Raw genomic sequence first — 19,607 nt, 5'->3', positions numbered from 1 at the left:
GGCCCCCGCCCCGCCCCCCCCCCCCCCCCGCGGGGGGGGGGGGGGGGCCGCCCCCCCGCGCCCCGCCCCCCCCCCCCCCCCCCCCCCCGCGGGGGGGGGGGGGGGGGGGGGGGGGGGGGGCCCCCCCCCCCCCCCGCTTCTTTCCCCCGAACGGCGGTTCACCCGAACGGCGGTTCACCCGAGCAGGGTGAACCGCCGTCACCCGTCCGGCCGGCAGGCTCGGCGGGCGAGCTGGCGAGCGTGAGGGGTGGGGCCGATGAGCACCATGGATGTCGAGGACGACCAGATCCAGCGGGACGTCCTGGCCGAGCTGGCCTGGAACCCGCAGGTGCCGCCGAACGAGATCGGAGTGACCGTCGACCAGGGGGTGGTCACCCTCACCGGTCACGTCGACGGGGCCGCCCGCGGTTGGGCGGCGATCCGCTGCGCCCAACGGGTCCGGGGGGTACGCGTGGTGGCCGACGAGATCGAGGTACGGCTGCCGGGAACCCCGGGGCGTACCGACGGTGATATCGCCCTCGCCGCGTCCCGCGCCCTTGACTGGGACAGTTTCGTACCCGCCGAGCATCTGGACGTCAGCGTGGCCAACGGCTGGGTGATGCTGCGCGGGGAGGTCGAGTTCGGGTGGCAGCGCCGCGCCGCCGAGGGGGAGTTGCGCCGGCTGGACGGCGTACGGGGGATCACGAACCTCGTCGAGGTGCGACCGTCGTCGCCGCCGCCGGACGAGCGGGTGCGCCAGGACGTCCAGCGCGCGCTGGCGCGGACACTCGGCGCCGAACGGGTGGCGGTGGAGGTTGACGGCGACACGCTGGTCCTCGCCGGGGTGGTCCGCTCGTGGTGGGAACGGGACCAGGTGGAGCGGGTGGCGTGGTCGACGCCGGGTGTGCGGGTCGTGCACGACCAACTCCTGGTCGGCGGGTAAGCGTCCGCCTTGTCCGGTTTACCGGGGGCGGCGTGGGGAATCCGCCGCGAACCATGCCAACCGGGGGACCAACGGGGAGGACTCGTGGCCGTGAACCACCCGCCCGCCGACCGCCCGCCGGAGCGGTCGTTGCGCATCGCGATGGTGGTCCCGCCATGGCTGTCCGTGCCGCCGCCCGGCTACGGCGGTCTGGAGCAGGTGGTGGCCGGCCTGGTGGACGCGTTGACCGCGCACGGTCACGCGGTGACGCTGTTCGGGGCCGGTGCGCAGCACGGCACCGCCGCCAGCGGCTTCGTCTCCACCGTGGCGGAGGTGCAGTACGAGCGGCTCGGCGAGTCGTTGCCGGAGCTGGCGCACCTGGCCCGGGTGAACCGCCTGATCACGCCGGCCGACTTCGACGTGATCCACGACCACACCACGATCGGCCCGCTGGTGGCCGGCCGCCGGTCGGTACCGACGGTGGCGACCGTGCACGGCAACCCGGTGGGGGAGTACGGCGACGTGCTCGGTGACGCCGACGAGGACGTCGCCCTGGTGGCCATCTCGCACGCCCAACGTGGGCTCAACACGGGCCTGCCCTGGGCCGGCACCGTGCACAACGCGCTGGACCTGCGCGGCTTTCCGCGTAAGACCGAGCCCGGCCCGGGGCCGGTGCTGTGGCTGGCCCGGTTCAGCCCCGACAAGGGCCCGGACGTCGCCATTCGTGCCTGCCGGGAGGCCGGCCTGCCGCTGCTGCTGGCCGGCAAGTGCAACGAGCCGGCCGAGCGACGCTACTACGAGCAGGTCGTCGCACCGCTGGTCGACGAGGACGTGACAGTCGTATTCAACGCCGACCGTGCCGAGACCCTGCGAATGCTTGTCGACGCCCGCTGCCTGATCATGCCGATCCAGTGGGACGAGCCGTTCGGCATGGTGATGCTGGAGGCGATGGCGACCGGTACGCCGGTGGTCGCGCTGGACCGGGGCGCGGTCCCGGAACTGGTGCGGCCCGGTCGCACGGGGTTGGTGTGCCGAGGGGCCGAGGAACTGCCCGCCGCGTTGCGGGCCGCGCGGGAGCTGGACCCGCAGGACTGCGTGGCGCACGTCGCCGAGAACTTCTCGGTCGAGCGGATGGCGTACGGCTACGAGGAGATCTACCAGCGCTTCGCCCTCGGTCGGGCCGACGTCCGGCGAACGGCTTCGGTCGCGGTGCGCTGACCGCCTCGCCCCGGTCAGACCCGTGCCGCGCCCAACTCGGCGATGGCGGCGTCGAGCCGCTGCGCGTACGCCGGGCTGATCGCACCCTCGCCGAGCCGGACGGCGACCTTCTCGCGCAGCCGGGCCACCGACGGCGCCAGTTCGTCCCGGCCGGACCCGACGGCGACGAGCAGGTTGCGCAGCGACTGGTGCAGGTCGAGGCCGACGTCGCTGCGGATCTCGCCGTCGCGCAGCCCGGCGTCGACGAGTCCGTCGACGCGGTTGGCGGCCTCGGCGAGGGTGCCCGGCTCGGCAGTGGACGCGACGGTGGGCGGTGCCGACGTCGGCACCGGGGCCGGCTGTACCGGGTCGCCGGTTGGCGGATCGGTCGGCGGGTCGCTGGGCGCGGGCGTCGTCGGACCGGCCGTGGGTTCGGCCCGACGATCCGGTTTCTGGTCGGGCAGCAGGGCGGTGCCGGCGAGCGCAACGGCGACGGCCAGGACCACGGCGATCCCCAGCAGCGCCGGCCGTCGGAGTGACCGGGGGGCGCCGTCACCGGTCAGTACCGGCGTGCGGGTCGCGTCGTCGGCGCGGAGCGTCGTCACGACGCCCGCGTGCGCGGCCGGGGCGTCGCTCGCCGGCACGCCCGGCGGCGACGGCGTCGGCAGGGGCGGGGCCGGGACTCCGATCGTGGCGGTCGGCGGGTCGGGCGTCAGCAGATGGCCGCGCAGCACGGTGGCGATCTGCCGAGCGGTCGGCCGGTCCGCCGGGTCGCGGGCGAGGCTGCGCAGGCAGATCCGGGCGACCGCCGTCGGCAGCTCCGGCACGCCGGCCAGCGTCGGCGTGGGGCCGTCGGCGAGCGCGGCGCTGAGCTGCTCCCAGGTGTCCGCCGGGTACGGCACCCGCCCGGTCAACGCCTCGTGCAGTAGGACGCCGAGCGAGTAGACGTCGGTGGCCGGTTGGGCGGGAGCGCCGTCGAGGCGTTCCGGGGCGACGTACGCCGGGGTGCCGAACGTGCCGCCGTCCTCGTCCTCGTCGGGCGCGCCGATCCGGGTCGCGATGCCGAAGTCGAGGACCTTCACCCCCATCGCCGTCATCATGACGTTGGACGGGGTGATGTCGCGGTGCACGATGCCCAGCCGGTGCGCGGCGGCCAGCGCGTCGGCGACCTGGGCACCCACCTCGACCGCCTCGGGCCACGGCAACGGCCCCTCGGTGAGCCGCAGCTCCAGCTCCTCGCCGCTGAGCAACTCCATCACCACGAACGAGGTGATGGAGCCGTCCGGGTCGACCGTCTCGCCGTAGTCGTGCACCGAGGTCACGTGCGGGTGCACCAACTGGGCGGCGGCGCGCGCCTCCTCCCGCACCATGTCGCGGAACCGTGCGTCGGCGGCCAACGAGGCGGCGAGCACCTTGAGGGCCACGAAACGGTCGAGCACCTCGTCCCGTGCGCGCCAGATGACCGACATGCCGCCGGCACCGATCTGGTCGATGAGTCGGTACCTGCGGGCCAGCAAGCGGCCCGGATGCAGCGCTGCCTTCACGGATCGCACCTGCCCTCGGGGTGGGAGCGGTATCAGGTTGCGCGAATGTGTCGTGCCTGTCAACGCCGACGGGACGGCAAGTCGACGGACGGTGGCCGGGGTGCGCCGACCGTCCTGCGGCGGCGGCTCGCGGGTCGGCGGCGGGCGCGTGCCAGGATGAGGACATGGCTCCGGGACCGGTGGCGTTCGTACTCGGCGGCGGCGGGGTGCTCGGCGCTGTGGAGGTCGGGATGCTGCGGGCACTGTTCCGCGCCGGCATCCAGCCCGACATGGTGATCGGCACCTCGATCGGCGCGGTCAACGGTGCGCTGGTCGCCGCCGACCCGTCCGAGGCGGTGACCGACCGGCTGGTCCGGCTCTGGGCGTCGCCCGAGGCCAGCGAGGTGTACGGCGACTCCGTCGCCCGACAACTGCGCCGCTTCGCCGCCCGTACCCACCTGCATTCGCCCCGACCGCTGCGCCGGCTCCTGGAGTCCGAGTTGGGGCTGGACACCACCTTCGCCGACCTGCGCGTGCCGTTCCGCTGCTGCGCCGCCCACATCGAACGCGCCGCCGAACACTGGTTCACCAGCGGGCCGGTGGTGCCGGCGGTGCTGGCGTCGGCATCGGTGCCAGGTCTGCTCCCGCCCACCGAGATCGACGGCGCGCACTACATCGACGGTGGCATCGTCAACTCCATCCCGATCGGCGAGGCGGTGGCCGCGGGCGCCAGCCAGATCTTCGTCCTCCAGGTGGGCCGGATCGAACGGGAGCTGACGCCGCCCCGACGGCCGTGGGAGATCGCGCAGGTGGCGTTCGAGATCTCCCGCCGGCACCGGTTCTTCCGGGAGATGGCCGCGCTACCCGAGGGGGTGGAGGTGCACGTCCTGCCGACCGGAGGGCTGGATCCCCGCGACGACACGCCCTGGGCGTACCGGGACATGGCCGCGGTGGGACGTCGGATCAGCCGGGCGTACACCGCTTCCCGCCGCTACCTCGCCACCCACGTGGACCGCTGATGCCGCTGCCTCCCCGGTGGTTGCGGCGGTTGCTGATCGCTCCCGGCGTGGTGCTGCTCGCGATCGTCGTCGTGACCACGCTGCCGGTCTGGGCACTGCTCGCCGCCGCTGCCTCACCGCTGGTCCCGGGCCGGCTCCGCCCCCTGCGGCTGCTCTGGATCGGCTGCGTCTACCTGGTCTGGGACGCGGCCGCGCTGCTCGCGCTCTTCGTCCTCTGGCTGGCCTCCGGGTTCGGCTGGCGCAGCCGGTCCCCGGGGTTCCAGCGCGCGCACTACGTGCTGGCCGGCTGGTTCCTGCGGGTCTTGTTCTGGCAGGCCCGCTGGTCGCTGCGGCTGAACATCGACGTGGTCGGGACCGACCCGGACACCGCACTGCCCGGTCGGCCCGAACTGGTGCTGTGCCGACATGCCGGGCCGGGCGACTCGTTCATCCTGATCCACGGGCTCGTCAACTGGTTCCACCGGGAGCCACGGATCGTGCTCAAGGACAGCCTCCAGTGGGACCCGGCGATCGACGTGCTGCTAAACAGGTTGCCCAACCGGTTCATCGCGCCCACCACGGAGCGTGGCGAGGAGACCGTACGTCAGGTCGGGCACCTGGCCACCGGCCTGGACGACAACGACGCCTTCGTGATCTTCCCGGAGGGCGGCAACTTCACCCCGCGACGGCGACTGCGGGCCATCGCCCGGCTGCGCTCGCTCGGCCTCGAACGCATGGCGCGTCGTGCCGAACGGATGCGTCACGTGCTCGCCCCGCAGCCCGGTGGGGTGCTCGCCGCGCTGGACGCCGCACCGGACGCCGGGGTCATCTTCGTCGCCCACACCGGACTGGACCGGATGCTCACGGTCGCCGACGTGTGGCGGGAACTGCCCATGGACAAGCGGATCGTGATGCGCTTCTGGTCGGTGCCGCCCGAGGAGGTGCCGACCGAACGGCAGCAGCGCATCGATTGGCTCTTCGACTGGTGGGCGCAGATCGACACGTGGATCGCAGCCAACCGGTGAGCGCGAGGAGTGCAGCGCAGCGGAGCCCCGCAGTCGCGAACGAAAAGCAAGCTCCGCGGGGCGTCGCCGCGTAGGGTGCGCTCGTGGAGCAGATCTGCGTGGTGACGACGGTGGTGGATGCGCGTTCGGTCGCGGACGTGCTGGCGGCGGCGGCCGTCGCCGGGCGGCTCGCCGCCTGTGCCCAGGTCGGCGGTCAGGTGGACAGCACCTACTGGTGGCGTTCCGGGGTGGAGACAAGCACCGAGTGGTCCGTGCAGTTCAAGACCGCACCGGACCGGCTGGCTGCTCTGGTGGACCAGATCCGGGCCAGCCACCCGTACGAGGTCCCGGAGATCCTGGTGTCCAGGGTGGAGAGCGGCAACCCCGGGTACGCGGCCTGGGTACACGACCACACCCGACCCTAGGTACGCGCACTCTGGGCCGTCCCCCTCCGGCTTCTCGATGATGACCGGGTGGACGACACGCGCTATCCCTGCCCCGCCTGCGGCGCCTCGGCCGATCTGAGCACCGGTTGTGCCGGCTGCGGCCACCCGCCGGACCCGATCGCGGCCGAGGTCGTCCAACTCGGTCGGGAGGTGGCTCGGCTCGAGCCGGAGGTGGAGCGGGCCCGCCGGACGTACACCGAGTTGGCGGGGTTGCTGACGGCGACCTCGCGGCGGCGCGCCGAGCTGGCGGCGGTGGTCCGCGCGCAGAGGGCGGCGGCACCGCTCGCCGCGTCGACGCCCGTCGGTGGCGTGGTGGGGACGCCGTCGCCCGGCGCGGCGGAGACCTCGACGCGGACCGTCCAGGGGCTGCTGTTCGTCCTGGGTGGACTCCTGCTCGGTACGGCGGCGGTGGTCTTCACGGCGGTCGCCTGGGCGGCCGTGGGGGTCGGCGGCCGGGCGTTGATCCTGGCGGCGGTCACGACGCTCGTCCTGGCCGGGCCGCTGGTGGCGGTCCGGCGGGGCCTGCGGGGCACGGCGGAGACGTTCGCCGCGGTGGGGCTGCTGCTGGTGTTGCTGGACGGGTACGCCGCCTGGTCGGTGGACCTGGCCGGGGTGGCCGACTGGCCGGGCACCCGTTACGCCGCGCTGGTCGGGGGGGCCAGCGCGGCGGTCGCCGTCGCGTACGGGCGGCTCAGCGGCTTGGCGGGGCCGTGGTTCGCCGCCCTCGTGGTGGGCCAGCCGGTGCTGCCGCTGCTCGCGGTGGAGGCCGAGCCCGGCGCGGCGGGCTGGGCGCTGGTGCTGCTCGGGGTTGCCCTGCTCGACCTGGTGGTGCTGGTCGCACTGCGCGGCGGGGTGGCTGGCGTCCGGCTGGCCGGTCGGGTGCTCGCCGGAGTGGGCCATGTCGGCGCGCTGGCCGGTGCCGCCGCGTGTGCGCTGGTGCCGCTGCTGGTGGGGCGGGCGGCGGGATCGCCACTGCTGGCGGGGGCGCCGCTGCTGCTGGTCGCGGTGACGGGGGTCGGCGCGGCCTGGCTGGTTGGCGGTGCGACGCTGCGGGCGGTGGCCGGCGGGCTGCTGGTTCCGGTGCTCGCCGCAGCGCTGCTGCGTCCGGTGGGTGAACTGCGTCCGTCGCTGCTGTTGCTCTCGGCGTCGACGGTGGCACTCGCCCTGGCCGGTGCGGTGCGGCTGCTGCCCACCGGTTGGCGTACCGGTCCGCGTGCTGGCGCGCTGCTGGTCGCCGCCGCCACGGCGCAGATCACCGTGGTGATCGCCGGTGCGCTGGCGGTGGCCGCTGCCACCCGGTCGCTGCCGCCCTGGCACGGGGCCCGGCTGGGGCCGGACCTGAGCTGGGGCTGGCAGTTGGCGCCGGCCGTGGCGCTGGCGCTGGCCGGGACCGTGGCGCTGCTGCCCCGGCGCGTGTGGGCGGTGCTCGCGTCGGCCGGTGCGGTGGCCGTGCTGCTCGCCGTCCCGGCCGGCTGGACGGCGTCGTGGACGACTGTGGTGGCCGTGGACCTGGTGGGTGGGTCGGTGCTGCTGCTCGCCGTGCTCGCCCGCCCGGCGACCCGAGCGGCGATCCTGCTCTGCTGGGCGTCCGGCGGCGCGGTCCTGCTTGGGCACGCGCTGCTGGTGGCGCTGGCCGATCCGGCAGGCGTGGTGGTGGTGTTGGGTGTCGGCACCTCGCTCGGGGTGGCGGTGGCGTCGCGGCGGGGGTCCGGGGCGTACCGCCGGGTGGCGGGTGTGGGTGTGCTGGTCGCCCAGCTCGCGCTGCCCGGCATCGCTGCGGTGGCGGTGTTCGCGGCCAGCGCGCCGCCGTGGTGGCAGGCCCGCGCGGCCCTGGCCGCCGCCGGGCTTCCGCTGGTCGCGGCGCTCGCGGTGCGTCGCCACCGGACCGACCTCCTCGGGTACGCCGTGACGGGCGCGGTGGTCGCGGTGCTCGCGGCCGGGATCGCGCCACTGGTGGCGGTGGGAGACGAACCCGTGACGCTGTACGCCGCGCTGGCGGCGTTGGGCGTAGCGCTCGTCACCCACCGGGGCGGACTGTCCGCGGTCGGCCCGTCGAGGGTGCTGGCGGCGTCGGGTGTCGTGCTGGCGGGGGTCGCGGCGCTGGCCGCGGTGCCGGCGGTGTGGGGGGCGCTGTTCGCTCCGTACGGCATCCCGGGGTCGGTCTGGTCCGGCGTGCCGACCGTCGTCGCCGACCGGGGGCTGTTCCCGGCCGGGCTGGCCCTCGTCACGCTGACGGTGGCCGCGCTGCTGGCCGGTCGGCCGCTACGCCAACCGCTGCTGGTCGCCGTGCCGTTCGCCGCCGCCGCGCTGCCGGTACTGCTCGTCGCGGTGGGCGCGCCCTGGCCGGTGCTGCCGGCCGCCACCCTGCTCGCCGGAGTGTCCGCGCTGCTGCTCGCCGCCCTGCTGACGCCCCGCCTGGCACTCGCGTCGATCGTCGCGCCGGCGGGGGCGGTGCTGACCGTGGCCGGGGTGACGGGGCTCCTGGCCACCCGGTCCGGGACGCTCGCCGCCGAGGGCACGCTCCTGGTGGCGGCCGTGGTCGTCGCCGTCGGGGCACGGGTCGGCGAGGTGCGCCTCGTCGGAAGCGTCGCGGCGGTGGGGGCCGCGTGCGCGTTGGCGGTGACGGCGCCGCTCGCCGCCGGGCAGCCGGCGGCGTACCCGCTGCTGGGGGTGGCCGCGCTGGCCCTCGCCGTCGCCGCCGCCGCGAGCGGCCGACGGGTGGCCGTCGGTCGCGTGTTGGACGCCGCCGCGCAGGCGGTGGCGCTGGTGGCGGCGGTGCTGGCCGTCGAGGTGGCCCGGCATCTCGCGACCGTCTGCGTGCTCTGGGGAGCGGCCGTGGCGCTGCGGCTGCTGCGACGGGGCGAGTCGGCCGGTCGACGGTGGGGGTTCGCCGCCGTCGCCGCGGGCAGCGAGTTGCTCGGAGCGTGGGTGCTGCTCGCCGCCGGCGGGGTGACCGTGCTGGAGGCGTACACCCTGCCGGCCGCCGCGCTCGCCGTCGGCGCGGGCCTGCTGGCGCTGCGGACCCGGCCGGGGCTGACCAGCTGGCCGGCGCTCGGTCCAGGGCTCGTCGCCGCGCTGCTGCCGAGTCTGGTGTCGGTGCTGGCCGGGTCGGACCCGCAGCCGTGGCGGCGGCTGCTGCTCGGGGCGGCGGCCCTGGGCACCGTGTTGGCCGGGGCCCGCCGTCGCTGGCAGGCACCGGTGCTGGTCGCCGGCGGCGTGCTGGCGGTCCTGGCACTGCACGAGCTGGCGCGTGGCTGGGACCTGCTGCCCCGGTGGATCTACCTGGGCGTCGGCGGGTTGGCGTTGATCGGGTTGGCGGCCAGCTACGAGCGGCGGCGGCGTGACCTGGCCCGACTGCGCGCGGTGGTGGCCCGGCTGGGCTGAGCCGAGGTCGGGGGGTAGGGCTCGCCCTACCCCCCGTCCGGGGGTTCTCAGGGTTACTCAGCGCAACTTCCTTGGGCATGGTTGACGGTGAGCCCGGACCATCCGGTCCGATCCACATCAAGGGGGACGCAGCGATGGCGCTCGGAGCGGTGGCGGAACCGCCGGTACGGCGGGGTAGTGACTACGCACAGCTGTCCCGACGGATCAGTCAGGCCGGTCTGCTGGAGCGGCGGCCCGCCTCGTACGTGGCCCGGATCGTGCTCACCCTCGGCGCGTTCGTGGCCGGCTGGGTTGCCGTGGTCCTCGTCGGCGACTCCTGGTGGCAGGTGGCGCTCGCCGTCGTGCTGGCGGTCGCCACCACCCAGGTCGCGTTCCTGGGCCACGACGCGGGACACCGCCAGATGTTCCGTCGGCGCCTCCCCAGCGAGCTGGTCGGGTTGGTCGCCGGTAACGCGGCGGTGGGGCTCAGCTACGGCTGGTGGGTCGACAAGCACAACCGGCACCACGCCAACCCGAACCACGAGGACGAGGACCCGGACGTCGGCGCGGGCGCGCTCGTGTGGACGTACGAGCAGGCGCTGGGCACCCGGGGGTTCGGTCGGTGGCTGGCACGACGGCAGGCGTACCTGTTCTTTCCGATGCTGCTGTTGGAGGGTCTGAACCTGCACGCGGCGAGCATCCGGGCGATCGTCGGCCGGGGGCCGGACGGCCGGTACGCCACCCCGATGCGGCACCGCGCGGTCGAGGCGGCACTGCTCGTCACACACACCGTCGGCTACGTGGCGCTGCTGCTGGCGGTCATGTCGCCGGGCAAGGCGCTGCTCTTCGCCGCCGTGCACCAGGCGCTGTGGGGCCTCTACATGGGCTGCGCGTTCGCGCCCAACCACAAGGGCATGCCGATGCCGACCGCCGAGGACGAGTTGGACTTCCTGCGCAAGCAGGTGTTGACCTCGCGCAACGTGCGGGGCAGTCGCCTGGTGGATACCGCGCTGGGTGGGCTCAACTACCAGATCGAGCATCACCTGTTCCCGAACATGCCTCGGGCCAACCTGCGCCGGGCGCAGCCGATCGTGCGCGCCTACTGCGCGGAGCAGGGCATCTCGTACGCCGAGACCGGGCTGGTCGAGTCGTACGGGCAGGCGCTCGGCCACCTGCACGAGGTGGGCCGGCCGCTGCGCGGCTGACGCGTTCGGCACCGGTAGGGTCGGCGCATGGCAGACCTGCTCACCGTGGAAGCGGTGCGAGACGAGCTGGGTTGGCTGACGGGGTCGTCCCTCGGCCGCCGGATCGGCACGATCATTCGGAGTGCGGCATGAGATTCGAGATCAGCAAGGTGCTGGACGCCATCGAGGGGCGGGTCTGCACGGACCCGTCGTTGGCCCGCGCGGTGCTCGACCTGGCCGAGATCATCCGTTACCAGGACATCGACGGTGGTCGGCCGGCGAGCCTGCTGCGCCTCGGCATGGTCATCGACGCGCTCTCCCGCGAGATGGAGGAGGACAGCGTCCAGGTGTACGCGGTGGTGCACCGCGCGCTGCTCTCCGACGCCGACCTGACGTCCAACGAGCGGATGGTGGTGCGCCGCTGGGCGGACGACGGGCTGGTCGAGGTGCTCGACAATCCGGGTGACCGGATGCTGGAGGTGGCCGACCTGCTGGGCGTGCCGGTGCTCACCCGGGTCCGCTTCGACGGGCTGCGTGGACGGTTCCCGTGGCTGGTCGAGCAGCCCGGCCGGGTGGTCGCCCCCGTGCCGGGCGCGGGTGGTCCGGTGTTCATCGCGCACGTCGGCGGCGGGCACGCCCCGGTCGCCGGCAAGCGCTCGCCGACCGGCGCGAAGCTGCTGGCCCGCCAGTGGCGGTGCCCGGAGTCGGGGTGCGCGCTGTTCGGCGGCGGTGGTGGGGGTGGCGCGTTCGCCGACCTCACCGGAGGCGCGGACCGCAGCCCGGCCGCACAGCCGCCGCCCTCGCTGCGCAACGGCGTACCGACCTGCCCCCGGCACGGCGCGCGGCTCGGTGACGCCGGCCCGCGTCCGCGTACGGAGGTGCTCGCGGTACGCGTCGGCGGTCTGGTCCGGCGGCGTTTCGTGCTGAGCGAGGAGCAGCCGGTGGTGGCTGGCCGGGCACCCGAGCAGGAGGGCGGGATCATGCTCGGGCAGTGGCTCAACGACGAGGCCCGGCGGTGGATCAGCCGTGGTCACGTGCACTTCGAGCTGCGGGTGGGTGAGGTCATCGTGACCGACATCAGCACCAACGGCTCGGGCATCCGCCCGGGTGGTTCGATGACCGAGTCGGACCGCATTCCGCTGGCCCCGCAGCAGTCCCGGGTGCTTGGCGAGAACGACATGATCGAGCTGTACCCAGGCGTGCAGATCGGCCGCGCCGAGGAGTTGCCGACCGGCGCCCCGTTCACCCCCACCTCGGTGATGGCCGAGGCCCCCACGATGGCGATGCGCCTACCCCGCCCCTAACCCCCGCACTGCCCAGGCCCACGCGGACACCCGTGTTGATCATGAAGTTATCGCCACGACACGCCGAGGCGGCTGGCAATAACTTCATGATCAACACGGGAAGGGTGAGGGGGTTACGCGGCCAGGACCTCGGCTAGCGTTTTGATTGCCTGGTTGATCTCCTCTTCGGTGATCACCAGGGGTGGGGCTAGCCGGATCGTGGAGCCGTGGGTGTCCTTGGCGAGGATGCCGCGCTCCATCAGGCGCTCGCACGCCTCACGTCCGCTCATCAGCGCCGGGTCGATGTCCAGGCCGGCCCACAGGCCGCGGACGCGTACGCCCACGAGGCCCTTGCCGACAAGCCCTTCCAGGCCGGCCCGCAGGCGCTCGCCCAGCTCCGCCGAGCGGCGCTGGAACTCACCCGTCGCCAGCAGCCGGACCACCTCGACGGCCACCGCGCAGGCGAGCGGGTTGCCGCCGAAGGTGGAGCCGTGCTGGCCGGGCTTGAGCACGCCGAGCACGTCGGTGTTCGCGGCCACCGCGGAGACCGGCACGATGCCGCCGCCGAGCGCCTTGCCCAGCAGGTACATGTCCGGCACGACGCCCTCGTGGTCACAGGCGAAGGTCCGACCGGTACGCCCCAGACCCGACTGGATCTCATCGGCGATGAAGAGCACGTTCCGCTCGGTGCAGACCTCGCGTACTCCCGGCAGGTAGCCCTCCGGCGGCACCACCACGCCCTGCTCGCCCTGGATCGGCTCCAGCAGCACGGCGACGGTGTTCTCGTCGATCGCGGCGCCGAGCGCGTCCAGGTCGCCGTACGGCACGACCGTGAAGCCCGGGGTGTACGGCCCGAAGTCGGCGCGCGCGTCCTCGTCGGTGGAGAAGCTGACGATGGTCGTCGTCCGGCCGTGGAAGTTGCCGTCGGCCACGATGATGTTCGCCTGACCGGCCGGTACGCCCTTGACCTGGTAGCCCCACTTGCGGGCCACCTTGATCCCGGTCTCCACGGCCTCGGCGCCGGTGTTCATCGGCAGTACGAGGTCCTTGCCGCACAGCTCGGCCAGCTCCCGGCAGAAGTCGGCGAACTGGTCGTGGATGAACGCGCGACTGGTCAGCGTCAGCCGATCGAGTTGCGCGTGCGCGGCGGCGATGAGCTGCGGGTGCCGGTGGCCGAAGTTGAGCGCCGAGTAGCCGGCGAGGCAGTCCAGGTAGCGCTTGCCGTCCACATCGGTGAGCCACGCGCCCTCGGCGGACGAGATCACCACCGGCAGCGGGTGGTAGTTGTGCGCCGTCCAGCGCTCGGCGTCCCGGACCGCTCCCGGCGTACGCAGCATGTCGTCCACGATCACTTGCTTGCCTTTCCCTGACGGAGTCGCAGCGTGCAGCACTTCGGTCCGCCGCCGGCCTTACGCAGCTCGGACAGGTCGACACCGATGGTCTCGTAACCCCGGTCGCGCAGCTTGGCGGCGAGGTCGGTGGCCTGCGCGGGCAGCACGACGTGCCGTCCGTCGCTGACCGCGTTCAGGCCCAGCACCTCGGCGTCGGCCATGGTGGCGTGCACGGCGTCGGGGAAGAGCCGCCGCAGCACGGCCTGGCTGCCGGGGGAGAACGCCTCCGGCAGGTACGCCACGGTCTGCTCGTCGAGGACGGTCAGCGCGGTGTCCAGGTGGTAGAAGCGCGGGTCGACGAGCTGCATGGTGATCACCGGATAGCCGAAGACCTCCTGCAACTGGGCGTGCGCGGCATGGGCGGTCCGGAAGCCGGTGCCGGCCAGCAGGTGGTCGCCGGCCAGCAGGACGTCGCCCTCACCCTCGTTGACGTGCTTCGGGTCGTACATCTCGAAGCCGGCGGCCTCGAACCAGGCCCGGTAGGCCGGCGCCTCGTCGGCGCGCTGCGGGTCGCGGAACTGCACGGCCATCGCCTTGCCGTCGATCACGGTGCCACCGTTGGCGGCGAAGACCATGTCGGGCAGGCCGGGTACCGGGGTGATCTCCTCGACGGTGTGGCCCAGGTCAAGGTACGTCTGGCGGAGCTGCTCCCACTGCCGGACGGCCAGCGCGGCGTCGACCGGCGCGCTCGGGTCCATCCAGGGGTTGATGGCGTAGTCGACGGCGAAGTACGTCGGCCGGCACATCAACAGGCGCTGGCTGGTGGCGTCCATCGTCATTGTCCTGCTCCCAGGGGTCGGGCGCGCCCGGCCACCGTGGCCCACGGGCTGGCGCCGTTGCTCAACGGTATGCGGCGTCAGCGGCGAGATCCACCACCGAGAGTTGCGCAGACCGTAGATACGTTGCGTCTGAGGTCAGCTCGGCCGTGATTCGTTGCGTTGACGGGCAGGTGAGGAGTGGTGCGTGCTCCGGGTCACCCCGGTGGTGCCGCTGCGCGGTGGGTGCCGCCCGTGGTGGATCGAGGTGCATCAGGCGGCCGGCGGGCGGGGGCGGTGGGTGGGTGCACGTCCTTTGCTCTGCTTCAACGGGCGCAACAGCTGCCGTCCGGTAATCGGACGCACGGTGTTGCCTGGGGTGAAGCAGAGCAAGGACGCAACGGGAGGGGCGCGGGCGGAGGGCGCAAGGGGAAGGCGGCGCAAGGGAGAGCGGGTGCGAGGAGAACGGGACGAACCCCGGACACACTTCAGGGGCGGCGAATCGCCGCCCCTGAAAGGGTGTGTCCCAGCCGGTGAACCACCGGACTGATCGGGCTGCCGGCGAACCGCCGGCTGTTCGCCGGTGCATCACCGGCGAGCGGAACAGTGCCCGCTAGAAGCGATCGACAAACTGTGAGTCAAGCCACTCGCGGAGGCGCTGCACCCAGTCGCCGTCGGTGGTCGGCCACACGAACTGTCCGGTCATCGCCAGGACGCCGAGCACCACGGCCGCGAGCCCGATGAGGATGCCGAACAGCGCGTCGGTCTTGCCGGCGACGTGCCGGCGGCGGGTCGCCATCAGGCCCAGCACCGAGAGCACCGCGCCGACCCCGCCGAGCCCGATGCCGTACCCGGCCAGCGTGCCGCTCAGCACGAACAGCGCACCGACGACGGAGACGATCAGGCCGAGGGTGGCGAGCAGGCTCGCCCGAGGCTTCGGGCCGCGCGTCACCGGCGGCTCCAGCTCCGTGTCGCGGGCGGGGGTCGTGTGGACCGGGCGGTCGGTCACGTCGGGCCGCCGGGTGGTGGGATCGAGGTCGGTGTCCCGCTCGGGACGTCGGGTCGTACCGTCGAGGTTCTTGTCACGCTCGATGGTCGGGGCCGCGACCGTCGCGGCAGCGGCGGCCGGGCGGGCGGCGTCGGACCGGGTCTCGGTGTCCGCCGGCCGGGCGGTGGCGGCGCGGGCCACGGCCGCGCGCTCCGCGGCTCGCCGCTCGGCCTCGCCGGTGCGTCCGGCGGTCGCCGTGGCGTCGCCGGTGGCCGTGGTGCTGGGGTACGTCGCCTGGTCGGCGTCCCGGTCGGTCAGCGGCGTATCACGGCCGTCGACCCGGCCGTCGAGGTTCTCGTCCCGCGTCGGCGTCTGCTCCGACCGGCGGGAGAGCGAAGGAATCTTGACCACTGCACACCTCCTGTTGACTGCGTGGTGGCCGACGTTCAGAGGTGGCGCCCACGCGTTGCGACCCCGAAATACCCACCTGGGCGTTTCCTGACACCGATTTCGGGTACGGCCGGCGCTGACTATCCTTGGCACCCGTGCCAGAGGGACACACGATCCACCGCCTGGCGGCCCGGCACGCCGAGCTGTTCGCCGGGGACAAGCTGTACGCCGCCAGCCCGCAGGGCCGCTTCGCCGAGGGCGCCGCGCGGCTCTCCGGCACCGTCCTGGACAGCACCGAGGCGTACGGCAAGCACCTGCTGCACCGCTTCGCCGACGAGGTGACCCTGCACGTGCACCTCGGGCTGTACGGCAAGTTCACCGACGGCCCGGGGACGCCACCCGAGCCCGTCGGCCAGGTGCGGCTGCGGCTGGCCAGTGACCGGCACTGGCTGGACCTGCGCGGCCCGACCGTCTGCGAACTGCTCACCCCGCCCGAGGTCGACGCCCTGCGAGCCCGCCTCGGCCCGGACCCGCTGCGCGCCGACGCCGACCCCGAGCGCGCGTACGCCCGGATCTCCCGCAGCCCGACGCCCCTCGCCGCGCTGCTGCTCGACCAGTCGGTGGTGGCCGGCACGGGTCTGATCTTCGTAACCGAAGCGCTGTTCCGGGCCGGCCTGCCGCCGACGACGCCCGGCCGGGGGCTGACCCGGGCCGGCTGGGACGCCCTCTGGACCGACCTGGTCGCGCTGATGCGGCTCGCCCTGGAGCACGGTCGGATCGACACCGTCCGCGACGTCCACCTGCCGGAGGCGATGGGCCGGCCGCCGCGCGTCGACCGCCACGGCGGCGAGGTGTACGTCTACCGCCGCGCCGGCACTCCCTGCCACATCTGTGGCACCGAGGTCAGTCGCGGCGAGTTGGCCGGCCGCAACCTCTACTGGTGCCGTACCTGCCAGGCCGGCTGACCCGACGTGTCACTCGCTGTCGAGCAGCCAGCGGACCACCCCCTCGGGCAGTTCCATCCCGCCATCCTGCCCGGGCGCGGCAGACGGGGTGGACACCAGATCGGACATCCAGGAACCTGTCGTGATGCGACCGGGGCCGTTCTTACGGGAGAGCCTGCTGCGCGCCGGGATGCGGGATGTCGTCGCCGTCGAGCCGGCGGCGGGAGGGCTCGCGGCGCTGGCGGGCATCGCCACCCGCCGGGACGCGCCGCCGGTGTTCGTCAAGGCGTTCGCCGAGGCGCCGGCCGACGACGTCTTCCCCGCCGAGGCCGACGGGTTGGCCGCGCTGCGCGACCTGGGCGGGGTGGCGACGCCCGAGGTGATCCTCGCGGACCGGGACGTGCTGGTGCTGTCGCTGCTGCGGCCGAGGCCGCGCAGCGAGGCGTTCTGGGAGCGGTTCGCGCATGTGCTGGCTCACCTGCACATGAGTACGCCCCATCCGCGCTTCGGTTGGCACCGGGACAACTGGCTGGGGCGTCGCCGGCAGGTCAACACGTGGCACGACGACGGCTTCGCGTTCTTCGCGCAGCACCGGCTGCTCCGGTGGCTCGGCGAGCCCCGTGTGGACGCGGCGCTGGATCGCGAGGATCGGGCGGCGCTGGAACGGCTCTGTGCCCGGTTGCCCGAGCTGCTGCCGGCCCGGCCCGGCTGCCTGACACACGGCGACCTGTGGACGCAGAACGTCCTGTCCACGGCGGACGGCCAGCCGGCGCTGATCGATCCGGCGGTGTCCTACCTCTGGGCCGAGGTCGACCTCGCCCACGTCTGGACGACGTCGCCGCCGCCGGAGGCGCAGCGGTTCTTCGACGTCTACGCGGAGCTGACGTCGCTCGACAGCGACTGGCGGGCCCGGATGCCGATCATCCAATTGCGACAGCACCTCGCGGTGCTGGCCCAGTTCGACGACGATTGGGGCGCGGGCGACCAGATCCGTGCCACGCTCGCCCCGTTCCGCAGCAGGACGTGACCGGGAGGCCCGGTGACACCAGATGACGAGAAGTTCCTTCGCCGCGCCGTGGAGATCGCCAGCCAGGCCGGGGCCTCCGGCGAACGGCCGTTCGGCTCGTTGTTGGTCGACGCGGACGGTGTCGTCCTCATCGAGGACCACAACACGGTGGTCTCGGATGTGGACATCACCGCCCACCCGGAGCTGAAGTTGGCCCGCTGGGCCGCCCGGGAGTTGTCCGCCGAGGTGGCAGCCGGCACCACCATGTTCACGAGTTGCCAGCCGTGCCCGATGTGCGCCACGGCGATCGACCGGTCCGGCCTCGGCCGGGTGGTGTACGCGCTCTCCAGTGAGCAGTTCGAAGAGGTCAAGCCGGCGACCCCGCCGCTGCCTCCGGTGCGCTACGAGGGGCCGGCGCTGTTCGAGGAGGCGCGTCGGCCGATCGGCGACCATTACTGAGGGACGGCTTGCAACCTGCCGGCCCGCTCAGTCGGGCTTGGGCCGTGAACGCAGCCGATCCATCTGGGCGTGGCTGAGGTCGTGTGCGCGCGCCAGGTGGCGGGTGATCACCTCAAGCTCCTCCTCGGTGTGGTCGTCGAGGATCGCCTGCCAGGACCGGCCAAGGTCGTCCCAGACCCTCGTGACCCGGTCGATCCGGTCCGGCACAGGGCTGACCAGCACCCGACGCCGGTCCTCCCGGTCGGGCGTGCGTTTCACGTAGCCGCCACGTTCCAGTCGGTCGACCAGGCGGGTGGCCGAGCCGGTGGTCAGGCCGGTCATCTCGGCGATCTCACGCACCGTGGGCGGACTGGGTGCCGCGGTGAGCAGGCTGAGGAACTGCACGTCTGTCGGATGGAGCCCGAGGTGGTCGGCGATCGCCTGGTTGAACAGCACATACGAGGCCAGATAGCGACGGGACGCCACCGACAGCTCCTCGTAGAGCCGTGCCCGACGTGGTGGAGTCATGTCGGTCACCTCCTAATTGGTTGCGCGGCGCAGCGATTCCTTCTAATCTGCTGCGTGATGCAGCAAATGCGTCACGCAGCTATCTTACCCCGGGAGGACCCGTGCTCACCGTCGCCGTCAGTGGAGCCACCGGAGCGCAGGGCGGGGCCACGGCCCGCGCCTTGCTGAAGGCCGGCCATCGGGTACGAGCGCTCACCCGCCAACCCACCTCCTCGGCCGCCGACACTCTGCGCGGCCTCGGCGCGGAGGTGCGCCAAGCCGACTTCGACGACCGTGCCTCCCTGGATGCCGCGCTCGCCGGAGCGGATTCGTTGTTCGCGGTCACCACCCCGTTCGGCACCGACCTGGCCACCGAGGTCCGACACGGCGCGGCCCTCGTCGACGCCGGGGCTGCCGCCGGCCTCGGTCATATCGTGCTGACCACGGTCGCGCACGCCGACCGGGGCACGGGCGTCCCGCACTACGAGAGCAAGTACCTGGTCGAGCAGCACCTTCGCGGCTCCGGCGTGCCCTGCACGATCATCGCGCCAGCGGCATTCATGGACAACTACGCCAGTGGCTGGACCCTCGACGGCCTGCGCAAGGGCGTGTTCGCGTGGCCGATGCCGGCAGATCGGCGGCTCGCCCTCATTCCGGCGGCCGACATCGGCGCGTTCGCCTCGCTCGTCCTCCAGCGCCCCGACGAGTTCGCCGGCCGCCGGATCGACATCGCCTCTGATCAGTGCACGCCTGCGGAAATCGCCGAGGTCCTCACCGTCGTCACCCGCTCCGCCATCGACCATCGGCAGGTGCCGCTGGCCCGTGTCCGGCAGTGGTCCAGCGACCTGGCGGCGATGTTCGAGTACTTCACCGAAGTCGGTCTGGACCTTGATGTCCCCGGGCTGCGGGCTGACTACCCGGAGGTCGGCTGGCAGCGCTTCGCCGACTGGGCTGCCGCTCAGGACTGGGCCACGCTGCTGTCCGCCACGCCCACCGACAGTGGGTCCTCCAACTCCTGACGGGTGGTGTGACGCAGAGGAATTGACAGTCGACCGCTGTCGGAGCAGGGTTGGGAAGTGACAACGCTGTCAACGGACAAAAGGGATGAGAAGCAATCGCTTCCACTCCTACGTCTACGGCGGCATGCCGTACCGTTGACCGTTTTCCGGCGCGGACCCGGTCCGTCCGCCGATCCTTGCCGTATGCCCCTTCGCTCCTCGACGGTGACCAGCTGAGATGACCGACGCGCCCCGCTTCGACGCCGAACCGCCCCCTGCCCCGGCGGAGGT

Annotated in this window: 17 protein-coding genes; 12 read left to right on the top strand and 5 right to left on the bottom strand. The window is 73.3% G+C overall.

Annotated elements, in window-relative coordinates; genetic code table 11:
• The first annotated feature begins 265 nt into the window (after nucleotides 1-265).
• On the top strand, nucleotides 266-922 hold the full coding sequence (locus ACGFH9_RS00525) for a BON domain-containing protein (RefSeq protein ID WP_393214180.1): 657 nt from the start codon (nucleotides 266-268) through the stop codon (nucleotides 920-922).
• Between the two features lie 141 nt (nucleotides 923-1,063).
• Nucleotides 1,064-2,119, top strand: coding sequence for a glycosyltransferase family 4 protein (locus tag ACGFH9_RS00520; protein WP_393214177.1), 1,056 nt, complete (start codon nucleotides 1,064-1,066; stop codon nucleotides 2,117-2,119).
• Nucleotides 2,120-2,133: 14 nt separating this feature from the next.
• Here the strand turns inward: ACGFH9_RS00520 and ACGFH9_RS00515 are convergent, their stop codons facing one another.
• Nucleotides 2,134-3,642 (bottom strand): protein kinase, encoded by a 1,509-nt coding sequence (locus ACGFH9_RS00515; RefSeq protein ID WP_393213211.1) that lies wholly within the window; start codon nucleotides 3,640-3,642, stop codon nucleotides 2,134-2,136.
• Nucleotides 3,643-3,806: 164 nt separating this feature from the next.
• Here ACGFH9_RS00515 and ACGFH9_RS00510 point away from each other — a divergent pair, with 164 nt between their 5' ends.
• The 6 genes from ACGFH9_RS00510 to ACGFH9_RS00485 all read left to right on the top strand — a co-directional run bounded on the left by ACGFH9_RS00510 (nucleotide 3,807) and on the right by ACGFH9_RS00485 (nucleotide 11,920).
• Nucleotides 3,807-4,640, top strand: a complete 834-nt coding sequence (locus ACGFH9_RS00510) for a patatin-like phospholipase family protein (protein WP_355237353.1) — start codon at nucleotides 3,807-3,809, stop codon at nucleotides 4,638-4,640.
• A complete protein-coding gene (locus ACGFH9_RS00505) occupies nucleotides 4,640-5,644 on the top strand; it encodes a 1-acyl-sn-glycerol-3-phosphate acyltransferase (protein ID WP_393213207.1) in 1,005 nt (334 codons plus the stop codon). Before ACGFH9_RS00510 ends, ACGFH9_RS00505 begins: the two co-directional genes overlap by 1 nt.
• A gap of 83 nt (nucleotides 5,645-5,727) precedes the next feature.
• Nucleotides 5,728-6,048 (top strand): divalent-cation tolerance protein CutA, encoded by a 321-nt coding sequence (gene cutA / locus ACGFH9_RS00500; protein ID WP_355237358.1) that lies wholly within the window; start codon nucleotides 5,728-5,730, stop codon nucleotides 6,046-6,048.
• Between the two features lie 48 nt (nucleotides 6,049-6,096).
• A complete protein-coding gene (locus ACGFH9_RS00495) occupies nucleotides 6,097-9,453 on the top strand; it encodes an SCO7613 C-terminal domain-containing membrane protein (RefSeq protein ID WP_393213203.1) in 3,357 nt (1,118 codons plus the stop codon).
• Nucleotides 9,454-9,587: 134 nt separating this feature from the next.
• Nucleotides 9,588-10,637 carry a fatty acid desaturase family protein gene (locus tag ACGFH9_RS00490; protein WP_393213200.1) on the top strand — a complete coding sequence of 350 codons (1,050 nt, stop codon included), beginning with the start codon at nucleotides 9,588-9,590 and terminating at the stop codon, nucleotides 10,635-10,637.
• Between the two features lie 128 nt (nucleotides 10,638-10,765).
• Nucleotides 10,766-11,920, top strand: coding sequence for an FHA domain-containing protein (locus tag ACGFH9_RS00485; protein ID WP_393213197.1), 1,155 nt, complete (start codon nucleotides 10,766-10,768; stop codon nucleotides 11,918-11,920).
• A gap of 113 nt (nucleotides 11,921-12,033) precedes the next feature.
• On the opposite strand, the gene rocD is transcribed toward ACGFH9_RS00485, so the two are convergent.
• From rocD to ACGFH9_RS00470, 3 genes are all read right to left on the bottom strand, one after another.
• Nucleotides 12,034-13,248 (bottom strand): ornithine--oxo-acid transaminase, encoded by a 1,215-nt coding sequence (gene rocD, locus ACGFH9_RS00480; protein WP_393214174.1) that lies wholly within the window; start codon nucleotides 13,246-13,248, stop codon nucleotides 12,034-12,036.
• Nucleotides 13,248-14,063, bottom strand: a complete 816-nt coding sequence (gene ddaH, locus ACGFH9_RS00475) for a dimethylargininase (protein WP_393214171.1) — start codon at nucleotides 14,061-14,063, stop codon at nucleotides 13,248-13,250. Before ddaH ends, rocD begins: the two co-directional genes overlap by 1 nt.
• 595 nt (nucleotides 14,064-14,658) lie before the next feature.
• The gene (locus tag ACGFH9_RS00470; protein WP_393213194.1) at nucleotides 14,659-15,444 is read right to left on the bottom strand and encodes a DUF4190 domain-containing protein; all 786 of its coding nucleotides are present in this window, start codon (nucleotides 15,442-15,444) and stop codon (nucleotides 14,659-14,661) included.
• A 134-nt stretch (nucleotides 15,445-15,578) separates the two neighbouring features.
• On the opposite strand from ACGFH9_RS00470, the gene ACGFH9_RS00465 reads away from it, so the two are divergent.
• The 3 genes from ACGFH9_RS00465 to ACGFH9_RS00455 all read left to right on the top strand — a co-directional run bounded on the left by ACGFH9_RS00465 (nucleotide 15,579) and on the right by ACGFH9_RS00455 (nucleotide 17,832).
• Nucleotides 15,579-16,388, top strand: coding sequence for an Fpg/Nei family DNA glycosylase (locus tag ACGFH9_RS00465; protein ID WP_393213191.1), 810 nt, complete (start codon nucleotides 15,579-15,581; stop codon nucleotides 16,386-16,388).
• A 124-nt stretch (nucleotides 16,389-16,512) separates the two neighbouring features.
• On the top strand, nucleotides 16,513-17,394 hold the full coding sequence (locus ACGFH9_RS00460) for a fructosamine kinase family protein (protein ID WP_393213188.1): 882 nt from the start codon (nucleotides 16,513-16,515) through the stop codon (nucleotides 17,392-17,394).
• Nucleotides 17,395-17,406: 12 nt separating this feature from the next.
• Nucleotides 17,407-17,832 (top strand): nucleoside deaminase, encoded by a 426-nt coding sequence (locus ACGFH9_RS00455; protein WP_393213184.1) that lies wholly within the window; start codon nucleotides 17,407-17,409, stop codon nucleotides 17,830-17,832.
• A gap of 27 nt (nucleotides 17,833-17,859) precedes the next feature.
• Here ACGFH9_RS00455 and ACGFH9_RS00450 read toward each other — a convergent pair whose 3' ends face one another.
• Nucleotides 17,860-18,339: a MarR family winged helix-turn-helix transcriptional regulator gene (locus tag ACGFH9_RS00450; RefSeq protein WP_393213181.1), complete on the bottom strand. Its 480-nt coding sequence runs from the start codon at nucleotides 18,337-18,339 to the stop codon at nucleotides 17,860-17,862.
• A gap of 101 nt (nucleotides 18,340-18,440) precedes the next feature.
• Between ACGFH9_RS00450 and ACGFH9_RS00445 the strand changes: the two genes are divergently transcribed.
• A complete protein-coding gene (locus tag ACGFH9_RS00445) occupies nucleotides 18,441-19,337 on the top strand; it encodes an NmrA/HSCARG family protein (protein WP_393213178.1) in 897 nt (298 codons plus the stop codon).
• Nucleotides 19,338-19,607: the final 270 nt, after the last annotated feature.

The organism is Micromonospora sp. NPDC049102 (genome assembly GCF_043197485.1).
GTDB lineage: Bacteria > Actinomycetota > Actinomycetes > Mycobacteriales > Micromonosporaceae > Micromonospora.
The sequence above is the reverse complement of the archived record's forward strand: the minus strand, read 5'-3'. Positions and strand labels throughout refer to the sequence as shown.

Coding starts and splice junctions, on each gene's coding strand:
- ACGFH9_RS00490 (WP_393213200.1), top strand. CDS start 9,588: ATGGCGCTCGGAGCGGTGGCGGAACCGCCGGTACGGCGGGGTAGTGAC.
- ACGFH9_RS00505 (WP_393213207.1), top strand. CDS start 4,640: ATGCCGCTGCCTCCCCGGTGGTTGCGGCGGTTGCTGATCGCTCCCGGC.
- ACGFH9_RS00520 (WP_393214177.1), top strand. CDS start 1,064: ATGGTGGTCCCGCCATGGCTGTCCGTGCCGCCGCCCGGCTACGGCGGT.
- ACGFH9_RS00510 (WP_355237353.1), top strand. CDS start 3,807: ATGGCTCCGGGACCGGTGGCGTTCGTACTCGGCGGCGGCGGGGTGCTC.
- ACGFH9_RS00485 (WP_393213197.1), top strand. CDS start 10,766: ATGAGATTCGAGATCAGCAAGGTGCTGGACGCCATCGAGGGGCGGGTC.
- ACGFH9_RS00460 (WP_393213188.1), top strand. CDS start 16,513: ATGCGACCGGGGCCGTTCTTACGGGAGAGCCTGCTGCGCGCCGGGATG.
- ddaH (WP_393214171.1), bottom strand. CDS start 14,063: ATGGACGCCACCAGCCAGCGCCTGTTGATGTGCCGGCCGACGTACTTC.
- ACGFH9_RS00525 (WP_393214180.1), top strand. CDS start 266: ATGGATGTCGAGGACGACCAGATCCAGCGGGACGTCCTGGCCGAGCTG.
- ACGFH9_RS00450 (WP_393213181.1), bottom strand. CDS start 18,339: ATGACTCCACCACGTCGGGCACGGCTCTACGAGGAGCTGTCGGTGGCG.